This is a genomic window from Enterococcus sp. DIV0800 (assembly GCF_050559735.1).
Classification (GTDB): Bacteria; Bacillota; Bacilli; order Lactobacillales; family Enterococcaceae; genus Enterococcus_A; species Enterococcus_A devriesei.
On the sequence record NZ_CP187898.1, the window covers coordinates 2040754 to 2055153 of the forward strand.

Sequence of the window (14400 nt, forward strand, 5' to 3'; positions counted from 1 at the left end):
AAATTCACCTTACGTAGTGAATGTAATCGTGCCGACTAGATGCTTTCTTGAATACTCTTTGTCTTTTGAACCATAATCAAAGAAATAGCCTAGCACATAAGTCGTTCCACGATAAAAAGTAGCATCAGATAAATCAATTTGTCCACCGATTCTCGGATCTTCTTCTGAAACAATCGCCTTATATTCCGGATCAGAAGCAAAATTAACGGTGTTTCCTTCTTTTTCCCAAATTCCAATCCAGTGACGACTATTCACCATTCCGTTGATTAATTGGTATTCTAAACGGATTGTATCCGTGTCACTTCCTTTAATGTCCAATTTAATTGTTTCATTCTGACCATTTGCTTGATCTTTGCTAGGATCAAGTAAAACAGTTGCAGCTACATTTTTCCAAGCTTGTTCCTTTGTTTTGGGGTCGCCATTTGGACAAAAACCTATGATATATGCAGCATCTGTGAGCGGCATTTTATAAGAAACTGATGCTTCTGGTTCGCTTTTTTTAACACTCTCACTCCAGGTCGCTGCTTGAGCTGGGACAGTGCCATCTGAAGTTCTCCAAAGACCAATAAAATTTTCATTTTCACTAGGATTATTGATTTTTAATGTATGGTATTTCAACGTTACTTGTCGATTTTCAATTTGAAGAATGTCCAAAGTTACATATTCCGTTACGATATTCTTGATTGCTAATTCTGTCATTTTCTATTCCTTCTTTCTATTATTATTACCAGATTCGTTTGGTTCCTACTTCTGCAACTTGCTCTAAATTACTGCTGTGCTCTAAAAGATCCGCCGGTGTCACAAATAACGCCTCTAGTGGGATATCTGGGTTAATTTTTTCTAACCATTTTTCGGCTGTGTCTAAGAACTGTTTTGCTAGTTTAAGCACTTCAGGCGACCAGGTAGTAGCCGTATCTAGCTGATCATTCACTTCTTGCTCCTCCTCAAAAGCTTCCAGCATCTTTTGGGCTAATTTATCATTGGAGATATCCTTAACTGGTTGAGCTTCTGCATTGCTGAAAGTATCCAATTCTGGAAGATCCACTAACTGATCGGCAATCCTTACTCCGCTATTTACAGAAAACTGATCGTGCTCTTCTAATAATGACTGCTTAAACGTGATACGGTATTTTTTCCCACTGTCTAAGTAACACTGATAAGCTAGTTGCGAACACATCATTACCGGCTTTTTGCTCTTATTTAACTGATGATTCAATAATTCATCCAATTTTTTTAGACCCAATCGTAAAGCAAAATTAGCAACTTTTTGCCATTTATTCGTTGGATGATGTTCGCGATAAATAATTAAGCCACATAAAATAAAAAGGGAAACATAGTCGTATTTTACTTCTTGTTTAAGATACTTCTTAGCATTTGTTACAACAGGACTGCCGTCTGGATGAGAATTTAACCGCATGACATACGTTTTCTGCCCCTCATCAACCAAACTGATGTTATTTTCCATAATACCAGTGGATCCCATTTCGATGATCTTATTCTCTCCACAATAAACTGCTGTATGAGAAACTGTGGAATTAGTCAGTGCGGCTATACACCGACTAAGTAAAGACTCTTGAGGTGCTTCAAATAGAAAAATATTTCCTTTTTGTATTGAATCAACCATTTTTTTCTCCTTTTAGAAATTATTTTTGATTATAATTAAATTATAGTATACGTTTTCACGAACTAAAAATCATAAGTATTGTTATTTATAAGGTAAACTAAAAACGAGTGAAAAGAACCTCAGTTGAAGGACTTCTTTTCACTCGTTTTTCTATTTCATCAGGCGACGTAAAATACCCGACAAGGCAAACCACAAAATCAGACTGACAATGATAGTGATCACCCAGCCAAAGGCATCGTGTTCCAGCGGCAACGGCATATTCATTCCGAAGAAACCGGAGACGATGGTAGGAATCGTCAACAGTACCGACAACACTGTCAAGATCCGCATCGTATCATTCAGATTATTATTCAAGACATTGTTATAGGTGCCTGAAAGCTGCTGCAAAATCTGGGAAGAAAGCTGCGTCATCTCCACCAATTGCTTGGCTTCGATCAAGACATCATCCAAACTTTCCCTCTCAGAATCACTTAAACGACGATAAATGCCATGACTTTTGATTTGCTGCACTAATAAAACATTTTGACGAGAAGCCGTAACAAAATAAACAATTCCCGTTTCTAAATCAGACAGCAATAATAGATTTTGCTTTGTGGTCTTTTCCCGTAATAATTGACTGATCCGTTTACGGTCCCGATCCATCCCCTCAACAAAGGGAAAATACTGATCAGAAATAAGAAAGAGACTGTTAAACAATACTTCAAACAGGCTGCTATTCGGATTTTTATCTAAATAATTCTTGATCTCAAAGTAGACGTATTTGCTGTGCTGATTGGTCACGGTGATCAAGGTGCGGTTCACGACGATGAAGGTCATAGGCACCGTTTCATAGTGATTGTCGATCTTGCGACGATTAGGCGCATTGAAAATCAGCAATAGTACGTCAGTCGCCTTATCGTAATCTAAATGTGCCCGTTCATTACGGTCCAAAGAATAATCAACGAATTCACTATCGATCCCATAATCGCTGTAAAGATTCTTTAATTCCTCCGTATTTTCCGCATCGATATTGACCCAACTGCTCATTTGATTGTTAAATACTTCTTTTGTATACATTCCACTAGCTCCTAACGATCTCAACGATAATATCCGTTTGCATTCTATCATAGAACCCACCAAATGTACCTCTTTCGCTCCTAAAATATCAGTAAAAAACCTGACGTCTTTCACACTGTCAGGTTTTGCACTTATCTAAAATAATTCTGTTTCGCTGGTTTCTACTCACTTCGCGCTAGTTACTTGCTCGAAAAATTGAGCCCCTTCTTTTGAAAAGAGCTCCAGTTCACATAATTTTCCAATTGTTCGCGAACTTCCGGCGCTATTAAGTCCTAGTTTGGATCACAAAAGTTCTATCCAAACTCCATTTTACGAGTAAACGATGTGACAGAAGTAGCTTCTTCGGAAATAAATCCACTACTTCTGTCCCAATCTCTTTACTTATTTATGACTCTCCACATGCATGAAGCCCCAGTTTGTAGGCATATAATAACCATCCACCGCAATATTTTTCAAATCACTGGAGACCAACTGCCCTTTGATGTGATAAATCCGTTTCGCTTTGCGTTCAGCATCGCCTAGCTTTGCCAATAATGCATTCAAATCATACTCCGGCATCAAGAAATAGTGGAAATTAAAGCCCTTCAAACGCTCATGCGTAATCGCTCCTTCAAAGGTCAATAATTTCTGTAATTCTTGATCGTTGAACGCCAAATCAGTCAATGTCAAAGTCAATCCTTTAAATTCAAATGAACCTGTCATCACGCCACCCCTTCAAGCAATAGTTTACCATATCTTAGAAAGGCTACGCGAATTCGTTTCATTAGAATCAATTAAATGAAATTCTCTACTTAGTAAAACGTAGGCCGGGGTAAATGTGATCCGTCTATAACTTCTTTAACCACGTACGAGCCGCTTGAACTTCTTCCATCGTTAACTGATGACCATAAGTTGACTCAAACACGTCTACCTTCCCTTGTCGTTTGCGAAATGCCTCAATCAGTTCAGTAAAAGAAGCCGTGCTTACGATCGGATCTTGCTCCCCGCCATAAGAAACCCAAATTTTCTTACTTTCTAATGGAAAATTTTGCGTATGAACTTCCAATGACATCGGATGGAAAAAGATGCCATGAGTCAATTCTGTTTCACGCTCTAACAACAAATGCGCCGCGATATTCGCCCCATTCGAATAGCCCACCAGAATCCAATCCGATAATGGAATCCTCTTTTCTGCACTGATCTCACGAATTTCTTTTAACAGTGTGTCGGTTTCTTTTTCTAAACTAGCGAAATCAAATTGATTCAAGCCGTGTCGGTGAAAGAACCGATTCATCCCATTTTCCTGAATCCCACCGCGAAACGAAAGAATCGTCGCTTCCTCGTCTAAAAGGTTGACTAACTCCACCAAAGAATGTTCATCGCCGCCTGTTCCATGCAGCAAAATGAATTTCTTTCCATCTGGTTTGCCTGCTTGATAAATGTATTTCATTTCCTCCACCTCATTTAGCTTACTATTTGTAAGTTATCATGAAGCATCGAAACAAACAACTAATCTGTTTGTTTCGACCTTTAAACTACAACAAAAAAAGCATGCAGCCGAATCCTCGCCGCATACTTTATCCATCTAACATCGCTCGCCGTTTGATCAAACCGCAAAGCTGATAGCCGATCGTACAGCCGATAAAATTAGTAATGATATCCCAAATATCAAAGGTCCCGAGATAAAAGACATATTGAATCGTTTCGATCCCAAGAATCGTCGTCAAAGCAATTACCACAGCCTCTACTTTGCTGGCTCGAAAACCATAAAGACAGCCCAGCGGAATAAAATAGCCAACATTCAAAATCAATTCACTGATCTGCTGACCATTGTTCAAATACAACTCAAAAGGATTCAAATTAAAAGAATGATAGGCCCGCGCCTTCGTGAACAGCATGATAAATAATAAAAGAAAATAGCAGCTATAAAAAAGGTAAAAATAGCCATTCCAAAATTTTCGCTGTTCCCATTGCCAATAGAAAAGCCACAGACTCAAGAAAATAAAGAGCCAAAGGGCCTCATCCGTATATTCAAAACGCTGCGTCATCCGCTCCAAGCGAGGATAATTGAACAACGTTGGCAGTACCAAATAATAAACCAGTCCATAGCTCACGATCAACGAGCCGATGCCGGCAATGATTTTCTTCATTTGATTCCCTCCGATTCACTCTACTAGCCTACCCCAAACATTTCCAGATGTCAGCCCGCACAAGAAAAGTTTAAACAAAAAAACCAAAGGAACATTTTCCCTTGGCTTCATTGACTTACTTCAATTGTATTTTTAATTCGTCTTGGACGCGTTTTAATTCTGTTGGATCAATTCGTTGATAGGAGACACCATCTTGCATGAAGCCTTCACCCTTCATCTGATCCGACTTGATATGTCCAAAAGCCCCACGATAATCCCCCATCAATGTCCGCATGTCATCAAAGGAAAGATCCGTCTTCACATTCTCACCCATCGTCGTTAAGATTGATTGATAATTTGTCAGACCTTGCGTACTCAAGACTTTCTTCGCAACTCCTGTGATAATTTGACGCTGCCGATCCTGACGACCATAGTCCCCGTTCGGATCATCATAGCGCATCCGCGAGTATTTCAAAGCTAAATCGCCATCCAGTTCCTGTTTGCCCTTAGGAAAAGTCGTTCCTTCATACGTAAACTCAAACGGATTGTTAACCTCTACTCCGCCAACGGCGTCTACTAAAGATTCGATTCCTTGCATATTGATAGTGATGTAGTGATTGATCGGAATGTCCAATAGCTTCTCCACCGTATCCATCGACATCGCCGCACCACCAAACGCATACGCATGATTCATCTTATCCTGCGTATTATGGCCAACAATCTCCGTATAAGTATCTCGCGGCAAACTTACCAATAACGACTCATCCGTCGATGGATTGACCGTCGCCACCATCATCGTATCCGAACGACCTTGCTCCGTCCGTCCAAGCGCTCCTGTATCAACACCCAACAATAAGACACTAAACGGTTCTTGCTCAGATAAATTTACCCTACGCTTAGTTGATCCATCCTTACGATCTACTGATTCATAAGCTTCATTAGCCGTAGACTTTACATCATGATACATTTTCGCACCAACACCGACGATTACTAGGATAATCGCTAATAGAATTCCTAGTAAAGTAAATAAGACCTTTTTCGAAGTACTCGTCTTTTTAACACCTTGACGCTTGCGTTTTCTTTTTTCGGACATTCAGTTCAACTCGTTTCTTCCTCAATTATTATCCTAACCATAATAGCAAGAATTCCATACGAAAATTAGCTTCATTAAGTACCTTATCCATTCGAAACGGCTCTCCTTTAATCTCGATCTTTAAAGCAGATACTACTTCTTTCAAGTAATTTTTTAAACTTTCTCAAATCTAGCTGTATCTTGATGAAAACTAATGCCACCAATTACTTGTCCAAACCTATCTGCTCTTATTTCTATCTACAAAGAAAGCGGCCGATTATCTGTCTCGTGCACAATCTCACGAAAATCGGCGAACCCAGCTTTTAGACCACGGATCAGGATTTCTGCAGTACCAATATTAGTAGCTAAAGGAATCTCATAAACATCTGACAAACGGATCAAAGCCGTCACATCCGGTTCATGAGGTTGTGCTGCCAGCGGATCTCGCAAAAATATTACCATATCTAAATCGTCTTCTGAAATCATAGCACCGATCTGCTGATCTCCACCTAAAGGTCCTGATTTGAAGCGATGAATCGGTAGACCAGTTGCCTCTTGAATACGTCTGCCAGTCGTACCAGTAGCATAAAGTTTGTGCTTTTCCAAAATAGTTTTATAGGCAAGCGTCATTTTGACCATCAAATCTTTCTTCCGATCATGAGCAACCAATGCAATTTTCACAAAAACTCCTTCTTTCTTTTTAACTGATAATAGATCAGGACAACCGATAAATATAGTTCTCTCAGCACTTACTATATAAACAATTTTACTTGCTCTTCAAAATATTTATGCAACTCGCCACCGTTTTCCGGATTCTTCAAGCCTAATTCAATATTCGCTTATACCATACCCAGTTGTTCATCGAACCATAACATTTACCTGTAGTTTGATGATACACTTTCTGCTGTAACCTGTTCAGCGTATCGATCACACTCCTTAATTGAATTTAATTACCTGTACTCTATTTTTAATTTTTCTAAAATCGTAAAAAGCTCCGAGCGCAATAAATAGCAGACGATGATTTCCAATTCGCTTAGTGCCTTTCTGTCTTTAGTTTTTTCACAAAACTTTGCATATTTTACAAACCTTGAACTAGTTGTGAGTCGGAAGCAACGCTGCCTTACTTCTAAGTATCCTCATGCGGTACTTGCATTACTGCAATGGTCAAAGAACTCGTCTTATCATAGTTATTGATCACTTGTTTTGCTAGAGAACATGATATCATCAGATCACCCAAAACCACAATAAACGGTTCATTGCCTACAAAGTCTTTGAATTGCAATACAGCATGCCTCAAACTCAGTGGATGACTTTGTTGAAAAATGTAAGTGTATATCCGTCGTTTACTTAACCAACTTCAGTAACTCATGTTTCTCCTTTGCCGACAAACTCTGTTCCAATTCAAGATTCGCGTCAAAATGATCTTCGATAAGACCCTTTACCTTACTTGTCACTACCAAGATCTCTTAGATTTCAGAAGCCTTGGTTACTGGCAATAAACGACTCCAAAACCAGCCGTAGGAATAATTGATTTACGAACTTTTTCGCTTAATAAACCTTCTACTATATATAAATCAAATTTGAGAATAGCACCTAAGAAAATATCAATTAGTTTTCAATTTTTTTATTAAAGGAATAATAGGATTTTGTTTAAGTATTGTCGTTAATAGAAAATACAAGGGTGCAGCAATCACTAATTGAATAAGATTAGTAGTGGCAGTAGCCGTCAAGTTTTTTGTAATATATCTGGTAACTATACACATGATTATAGCAGAAAAAATAAAAGCTATGATTTTTTTAATATCAAATTTAAAGCTTGTATCTTTTAGATATGACCTTGACCTAATTAAAGTTACAAAAATTTCAGCAACTATATTAGCTATTACAACACCAAAAAAACCAATAGTTGGTAACAATAATAAGTTTAGTAATATATTGATTATCGCACCTACTAAAACTGATTTATTATACTCCCTTACTTTCCCTACTGGCATTAAATATTGTCTAGAAATTGACATTCCCAATGGAATAACTACTATTAATATTGAGAATAAAGGAACTACTTTATTAATGAATGCAAATTGGTCTCCAAAAAACCATGGTATTAATTTATCGTAAACTGTTAAAATACCAAACATTATTGGGATTGATAAAAAAAGCTGGAAGTGGAGTGTAATTTTCATCAGGTCAACTATTTTTGATATATTATTTTTAGCAAAAAGACCACTCATATGAGGAAGCAGAACAATATCGATTGTAGTAATTACTGTGATAAAAATATTATTCAACTGTAATGAGTTACTAAAATAACCTACCGCTGCACTTCCTAAAAATATACCTAAAATAGTTTTATTTATATTGGTATAGAACATAATGGCAACTTGAGGAATAAAATATTCAATAGACCCTTTGATATGAGTCATACTTTTTTTAAAACTAAATTTTTCTAAATGGATATATTCTTTCACGAAAAGCCAAACAAAAACTTGTGATAAAAGCATACCTACTGCTTGGATAAACGTATACACAATAGCGTCATTAGTGGTTTTAACAAACAAAATAATACAAATGAACGTGATAATTTGTACCGCTAAATTAATCATACTAGTCTTTTTAAAATCTTCTATTCCCATAAAAAACCAAGAAATATCGAACAATACCGATAAGATAATTATAGATTGAACTAAAAAAAATTCTTTATTATCTAGAAAAATAATGAGTGTAAAATAAAGAAGTAACGCAATTAAAGTAATTATAGTTTTAAAAATAAAAATTTCCCAAAAAGTTTTAGAAATATCCTCTCTCTTGTGCCATTTTAAAGCAATCTCTCTATTTCCATAAAGAGACACTCCTAAGCCACCTAATAGTACAAAATATTGAGCGATTGAAAAAGAATAATTGTACATTCCAATGCCTTGCGGACCTAGTGCTTTAGAAACAATAGGAACAGTGATTATCGGTATTAATATTTTGGTTAATTGAAAAATCGATTGGTAGAAGAAGTTCTTAGCTAAATTTTTCATAATTAATCTCTTCTAAAAATATCTCGTGTATAAACTTTTTCTTCAACTTCTTGAAGTTCTGGTTCAAAACGATTAGTGACGATCACATCTGAAACTAATTTAAATTCTTCGAAATCTTTGACTACTCTTGAATGGAAGAATTCTTCATCATCTAAGGTTGGTTCAAATACAATGACTTCGATTCCTTTTGCTTTCAAACGTTTCATGATGCCTTGAATCGAAGAATAGCGGAAATTATCGGAATTAGCTTTCATCGTTAAGCGATAGATACCGACAACCTTAGGATCTTTTGCCAAAATTTGTTCAGCGATAAAATCTTTCCGAGTTGTGTTCGCATCAACGATGGCTCCAATGATGTTACTTGGAACTTCTTCATAATTGGCCCGAAGTTGTTTAGTATCTTTTGGTAAGCAATAACCGCCATAACCAAATGATGGGTTATTATAATGACTACCGATACGAGGGTCTAAACCAACACCCTCAATAATTTGTTTACTGTTCAAGCCTCGTGATTCCGCATATGTATCTAATTCATTAAAGTAAGCAACACGCAGAGCTAGATAAGTATTAGAGAATAATTTAATTGCTTCTGCCTCAGTTGAATGTGTCAATAACACTGGAACTTCTTTATCCAAAGCATTTTCTAAAAACATACTTGCAATTTCTTGACCTCGTTCTGAGCGTTCCCCAACGATAATTCTAGATGGGTGCAAGTTATCATATAGCGCTCGACCTTCTCGCAAAAATTCAGGTGAGAAGAGGATATTTTCTGTCCTATATTTTTTTCGTAATTCTTCTGTATAACCCACTGGTACTGTAGACTTGATGATAAATGTAGCTTCGGGTTTAATAATCAGAGCCTTTTCAATTACATCCTCAACCGTTGCTGTGTTGAAATAATTTTTCTTTTCATCATAATCCGTTGGTGTTGCGATAATTAAATACTCACCAAATTTTACTGCTTCTTCAAAATCTTTAGTAAATTCTATATTTAAAGTATTACGTTCAAGAAACTCATGGATTTCTTTATCTTCTATTTGAGTCAATCCTTTTTTTAGCATATCAATTTTATTATTAACAATATCATACGCTTTAACCTGTTCATTCTGACTTAATAGCAATGCGTTAGCTAGACCTACATAACCTAGACCGAAAACTGAAATCTTCATAATTCCACCTAAATTCTCTTGATTTTTTCAATATCAATATTATTTTTCTGCAGAAAGCTTCTAATTTTTTCAATTTGATAATTATCCAAATTAAAAATATATCTAACAAAATAATGTGTTTTTTTAGTTTTTTTCCATACAAATTTCATATATTTTTTATGCATCTTTTTGTTGCCTATCGCAGCATACCTACTAGCTCCATCAAGATAAAAAATTATTTCCTTTTTTATCAATCCATTTTTATTTAATTGGTCAATTAAAGACTTATGCTTTTTGTTAAAATATTCTACAGATTCTATCCATCTATCAACTTGATTCGAGAGTCTATTCTTATCAGATCTTATTACGATGATTTTTACTAGACATTCATTAACATAGTCTATTTTTGAAATTTGAGATATTCTAACCAATAAGTCATATTCTTGCCAGTGGCTTAAATTCTCATCAAACCCACCAATTTTTTTTAGCAGACTCTTTTTAACCATCAAACAAGAAGTTATTGAAAATATATTTGAAAATACATTTAATCCAATATTCCCTCTAAACAATGGATTAGGAAGTACTTTTGTAGATAATCGATCATCAGTTAGTCTCTCATATCCACAGTACACAAGTCCAACACTACTATCTTTTCCAAAAATTTCTATTTGCTTTTCAACTTTCTGGTTATTCCAAATATCATCATCATCTAGAAAAGCAATAAAATCTCCACTTGACATATCTATCCCAACATTCCGTGCATGATTCCCTCCTTTTGAGTTTTCTCCATATAAATGTTTAATATTAATTGAACTATCTTTTATTTTTTCCAAGTATTCTCTAGTACCATCATTTGAATTATCATTTATAATATTTAACTCAATTTCTGGATAAGTTTGATTTTTTACACATTCAATCGCCTTCTTCAACATCGGTAATCTATTATGTGTAGTGATGATAACACTTACTTTATACATTTTTTTATTCTCCAATATATTTATGAACACACTTCAATGATTCAGCAATAACCATATGCATATCAAAATATTTATACATTCCCAAACGTCCGCCAAAAATCACCTTTTCTTCTTCATCAGCTAAATCTTTATATCGTTGATACAGGCCATTATTCTTTTTATCATTAACTGGATAATAGGGTTCATCACCCGGTTGCCAGTCAACAGGAAATTCTTTAGTGATAATTGTTTTAGGTTGATTACCAAATTCAAAATGTTTATGCTCAATAATCCGTGTATAAGCATGATCTGCATCTGTATAGTTTACTACTGCATTACCTTGATAATTTTCTTGATTAAGAATTTCATTTTCAAATTTCAATGATCGATATTCCAAACGCCCAAATCGATAATCATAATACTGGTCTATCATTCCAGTATAAACAATTTTATCGTTTCCATTTTCAAATTCTTCACGATTATTGAAAAAATCGGTGTTCAATTGTACTTCAATATTTGGATGATCCAACATTTTTTCAACTATTTGAGTATATCCTCCAATTGGAATTCCTTGGTATTTATCGTTAAAATAATTATTATCATAGGTAAAGCGAACAGGAAGCCTTTTAATAATAAAAGCTGGTAGCTCTGTGCAACGGCGCCCCCATTGCTTTTCGGTATATTCTTTAATTAGTTTTTTATAAATATCAATACCTACTAAAGAAATAGCTTGTTCTTCTAAATTTTCGGGCTCTTTGCCTGATAAAACGGCTCGCTGTTCATTAATCTTCGCCTGAGCTTCAGCTGGCGTTACTACCCCCCACAATTTGTTGAATGTATTCATGTTGAAGGGTAAGTTGTAAATTTCTCCTTGATAATTAGCGATTGGTGAATTTGTATATCGATTAAAATCTGCAAATTGGTTAATGTAATCCCATATCTCTTTAACCGAAGTATGAAAAATATGTGCTCCATATTGATGAAACTGAATTCCTTCAACTTCTTTTGTATATATATTGCCGGCAATGTGATTGCGCTTCTCAATGATTTTAACCTGATAACCTTTTAACGCTGCTTCGTGTGCAAAGATCGCTCCAAAAAGTCCAGCTCCTACTACTAAAATTTGTACATCTTTTTTCAATTTCATTCCCCTATCTCTTTTTCTATTTTAGCTTAAGTCTTATTTGATTTAAAATCCAAACAAAATAGTAAAATTCGTTCTTACATCTAAATATCTTTACAAACGGATTATATCCATGACTATTATATATTGATGGATGCTTAGTTTTTAATTCATTATCAAAAACGGCTAATTTTTCTTTTATTGACTTTGAAAGCGGAAAAGAAAAATAGATATTGTACTGTGTATTAATTAATTTAATCATTCTAGATAAAATATATGATTTTTTTTCTACACTAATATTTATAGGTAAAGTATCATAAAAAGATATAACTGATCTGACAACTTTCAAATGATGTAAAACATTTCTTTGTGTATTTTTTGTACTAACACTTTGACTAGGCGTATCGTATCTATAAACATATACTGGAAAATCAAAAAAATAAATATTATCTACGAAAGGTATTGGAAAAAGAATATATTCTACATCAACATAAAAAGCGTTCTCATCAATATGAATCCTATTATCTTTAAGAATAGAGGTTCTATAAGTTATTGAATGCATAGGTATAGCCTCATTTAAACTTAAATCATCAAATGACACATTCCCGTTATATTTATTCTCTGCTATTACTACATTTTCACTTTTTTTTCTTTCATTGTATTCCACATATGGATTAACTACCATATCAGTATCTATTTTTTTTAATTGTTGAACTAAATTAGTAAAGTTATTGTTATCGACCCAATCGTCTCCATCAACTATTTTAAAATATTTACCACTAGCAAGCTTAATTCCACTATTTATAGTAGACCCGTGACCTCCGTTCTCTTTATCAACAACTTTAATCGTCTCGGGATATTTATTTTCGTAATATTTAGCTTTCACTAAAGTATCATCCTTTGAACCATCATTAATAATAAGTATTTCGATATCTTTAAGTATTTTTTTATTTGATAGAAATGTTGGCAAACAAGAATCAATATATTGTGAAGTATTGTAACTTGGAATTGTAATTGTTAATATTTTATACACTATCTGATCTCCTTTATTAATAAATTTGAAATGAGTACGGTAAAATTCGAGCCAAACCAAGTGAGTAACTCGTCACTATAAAATACAAAATCCCCATTAAACATATACTATATCTAACCATTAAATTTTGCATTTCACTTGAAAAAACACTTGATAATTCAGTAATCAAAACGACTTGAACTATATCAAAATATCCCCCGATTCTTTTAATGAATGGTGATGAAAATCCAGATATTCCTATTAATAGTCCCCAAAAAAGACCTATAATTAAGAAAGTATTGTATTTATTTTTATTGAATAAATATTTCCTTAAAATGAAAATTACGACAAATATGAAAAGATTCAAATAGAAAATACGATTGTTAATATCACCCGAGTAATCTGTATAAAAGTTATATCTATCAAAGCTTGGTATTTTGGCCACTAAAGTAAAAAATATAGCTGGATATATCGCAAAAAGGCCTAATAACAAACTGAATATACAAAAAACAAAATAATTTATCTCTTCATTTCTATTTATTAAAAAGTACATAGGTATCACTACTAAAGCAGATATGTGAACTCCAGATGCTAAAAATATAATAACAAAAAATTTTAAGGGCTTTTTATCAATAATATATTTATAACTCATAAAGACCAAAGATATTGCCAAGCTTTGTCTCATAATATTTAATAATTGCGGGAAGAAAAAACAAAGATATAAAAAAAAGCATATTGCAACATCATTAGTAGGTAAAATATTATAAAAAGCAATAACGATAACTATCAAGGTAAGTGTTGAAAATATAAATAGATATAAATTAAAGCCGCCAAATTTGGAACATATATGGATGAGAAGTGTGTTTATATATTCTTTAAACCCCAATATTTTAAATTTTTCTGTCAATGTAGGAAACGAACTATACGTTTGATACAAATAATAATAGGGATATGTATCTATTCCTACTGTTAAAGAGCGAAATGTTGCCATGACCACCGGAATTGATAATCCTAATAATGTAAAAATACCTTTTAATACATTCCTTTTATTTATACCTAAATAAATAAATAAACTAGAAATAACAAATGAACCTAAATATATAAATACGCTGAATTCTTTGCTCATTATCTCCCCCACAAAAATTAAGACTTTTAATTCATTATATAAACAAGTAGTGCTAATAATACAAATACATAGAAGCAACTAAATAATTTTTAAAACACAACCTATGCTATTAGTATGACTAAACAAGTTTTTTCGACATTATTTCATAATAA

The 14400-nt window shown here is 34.1% G+C and carries 14 protein-coding genes; all 14 read right to left on the reverse strand.

Annotated features, from left to right (window positions below; genetic code table 11):
• Nucleotides 1-9: 9 nt before the first annotated feature.
• The 14 genes from IGI54_RS09890 to IGI54_RS09955 all read right to left on the reverse strand — a co-directional run bounded on the left by IGI54_RS09890 (nt 10) and on the right by IGI54_RS09955 (nt 14248).
• A complete protein-coding gene (locus IGI54_RS09890) occupies nt 10-699 on the reverse strand; it encodes a hypothetical protein (protein WP_430620584.1) in 690 nt (229 codons plus the stop codon).
• Nucleotides 700-724: 25 nt separating this feature from the next.
• Nucleotides 725-1624 (reverse strand): hypothetical protein, encoded by a 900-nt coding sequence (locus tag IGI54_RS09895; RefSeq protein ID WP_430620585.1) that lies wholly within the window; start codon nt 1622-1624, stop codon nt 725-727.
• Nucleotides 1625-1774: 150 nt separating this feature from the next.
• A complete protein-coding gene (locus IGI54_RS09900) occupies nt 1775-2680 on the reverse strand; it encodes a magnesium transporter CorA family protein (RefSeq protein ID WP_430620586.1) in 906 nt (301 codons plus the stop codon).
• Between the two features lie 381 nt (nt 2681-3061).
• Entirely contained in the window at nt 3062-3382 is a 321-nt protein-coding gene (locus tag IGI54_RS09905) for a hypothetical protein (protein ID WP_430620587.1), read from the reverse strand.
• A 124-nt stretch (nt 3383-3506) separates the two neighbouring features.
• Nucleotides 3507-4109 carry an alpha/beta hydrolase gene (locus tag IGI54_RS09910; protein WP_430620588.1) on the reverse strand — a complete coding sequence of 201 codons (603 nt, stop codon included), beginning with the start codon at nt 4107-4109 and terminating at the stop codon, nt 3507-3509.
• Between the two features lie 127 nt (nt 4110-4236).
• Entirely contained in the window at nt 4237-4809 is a 573-nt protein-coding gene (locus tag IGI54_RS09915) for a VanZ family protein (RefSeq protein ID WP_430620589.1), read from the reverse strand.
• A gap of 115 nt (nt 4810-4924) precedes the next feature.
• Entirely contained in the window at nt 4925-5881 is a 957-nt protein-coding gene (locus IGI54_RS09920; RefSeq protein ID WP_430620590.1) for an LCP family protein, read from the reverse strand.
• A gap of 237 nt (nt 5882-6118) precedes the next feature.
• The gene (gene mgsA, locus IGI54_RS09925) at nt 6119-6541 is read right to left on the reverse strand and encodes a methylglyoxal synthase (RefSeq protein ID WP_430620591.1); all 423 of its coding nucleotides are present in this window, start codon (nt 6539-6541) and stop codon (nt 6119-6121) included.
• Between the two features lie 923 nt (nt 6542-7464).
• Nucleotides 7465-8883, reverse strand: coding sequence for an oligosaccharide flippase family protein (locus IGI54_RS09930; RefSeq protein ID WP_430620592.1), 1419 nt, complete (start codon nt 8881-8883; stop codon nt 7465-7467).
• A gap of 2 nt (nt 8884-8885) precedes the next feature.
• Entirely contained in the window at nt 8886-10052 is a 1167-nt protein-coding gene (locus IGI54_RS09935) for a nucleotide sugar dehydrogenase (protein ID WP_430620593.1), read from the reverse strand.
• A gap of 8 nt (nt 10053-10060) precedes the next feature.
• Nucleotides 10061-11008 carry a glycosyltransferase family 2 protein gene (locus tag IGI54_RS09940; protein ID WP_430620594.1) on the reverse strand — a complete coding sequence of 316 codons (948 nt, stop codon included), beginning with the start codon at nt 11006-11008 and terminating at the stop codon, nt 10061-10063.
• Between the two features lie 4 nt (nt 11009-11012).
• Nucleotides 11013-12134, reverse strand: a complete 1122-nt coding sequence (glf, locus tag IGI54_RS09945; protein WP_430620595.1) for a UDP-galactopyranose mutase — start codon at nt 12132-12134, stop codon at nt 11013-11015.
• Nucleotides 12135-12150: 16 nt separating this feature from the next.
• Nucleotides 12151-13143 (reverse strand): glycosyltransferase family 2 protein, encoded by a 993-nt coding sequence (locus IGI54_RS09950; protein ID WP_430620596.1) that lies wholly within the window; start codon nt 13141-13143, stop codon nt 12151-12153.
• Nucleotides 13144-13159: 16 nt separating this feature from the next.
• Complete coding sequence (locus tag IGI54_RS09955) at nt 13160-14248, reverse strand: EpsG family protein (protein ID WP_430620597.1); 1089 nt, start codon at nt 14246-14248, stop codon at nt 13160-13162.
• Nucleotides 14249-14400 lie beyond the last annotated feature (152 nt).

Coding starts and splice junctions, on each gene's coding strand:
- glf (WP_430620595.1), bottom strand. CDS start 12,134: ATGAAATTGAAAAAAGATGTACAAATTTTAGTAGTAGGAGCTGGACTT.
- IGI54_RS09910 (WP_430620588.1), bottom strand. CDS start 4,109: ATGAAATACATTTATCAAGCAGGCAAACCAGATGGAAAGAAATTCATT.
- IGI54_RS09935 (WP_430620593.1), bottom strand. CDS start 10,052: ATGAAGATTTCAGTTTTCGGTCTAGGTTATGTAGGTCTAGCTAACGCA.
- IGI54_RS09930 (WP_430620592.1), bottom strand. CDS start 8,883: ATGAAAAATTTAGCTAAGAACTTCTTCTACCAATCGATTTTTCAATTA.
- IGI54_RS09940 (WP_430620594.1), bottom strand. CDS start 11,008: ATGTATAAAGTAAGTGTTATCATCACTACACATAATAGATTACCGATG.
- IGI54_RS09920 (WP_430620590.1), bottom strand. CDS start 5,881: ATGTCCGAAAAAAGAAAACGCAAGCGTCAAGGTGTTAAAAAGACGAGT.
- IGI54_RS09955 (WP_430620597.1), bottom strand. CDS start 14,248: ATGAGCAAAGAATTCAGCGTATTTATATATTTAGGTTCATTTGTTATT.
- IGI54_RS09915 (WP_430620589.1), bottom strand. CDS start 4,809: ATGAAGAAAATCATTGCCGGCATCGGCTCGTTGATCGTGAGCTATGGA.
- IGI54_RS09890 (WP_430620584.1), bottom strand. CDS start 699: ATGACAGAATTAGCAATCAAGAATATCGTAACGGAATATGTAACTTTG.
- IGI54_RS09895 (WP_430620585.1), bottom strand. CDS start 1,624: ATGGTTGATTCAATACAAAAAGGAAATATTTTTCTATTTGAAGCACCT.
- IGI54_RS09900 (WP_430620586.1), bottom strand. CDS start 2,680: ATGTATACAAAAGAAGTATTTAACAATCAAATGAGCAGTTGGGTCAAT.
- IGI54_RS09905 (WP_430620587.1), bottom strand. CDS start 3,382: ATGACAGGTTCATTTGAATTTAAAGGATTGACTTTGACATTGACTGAT.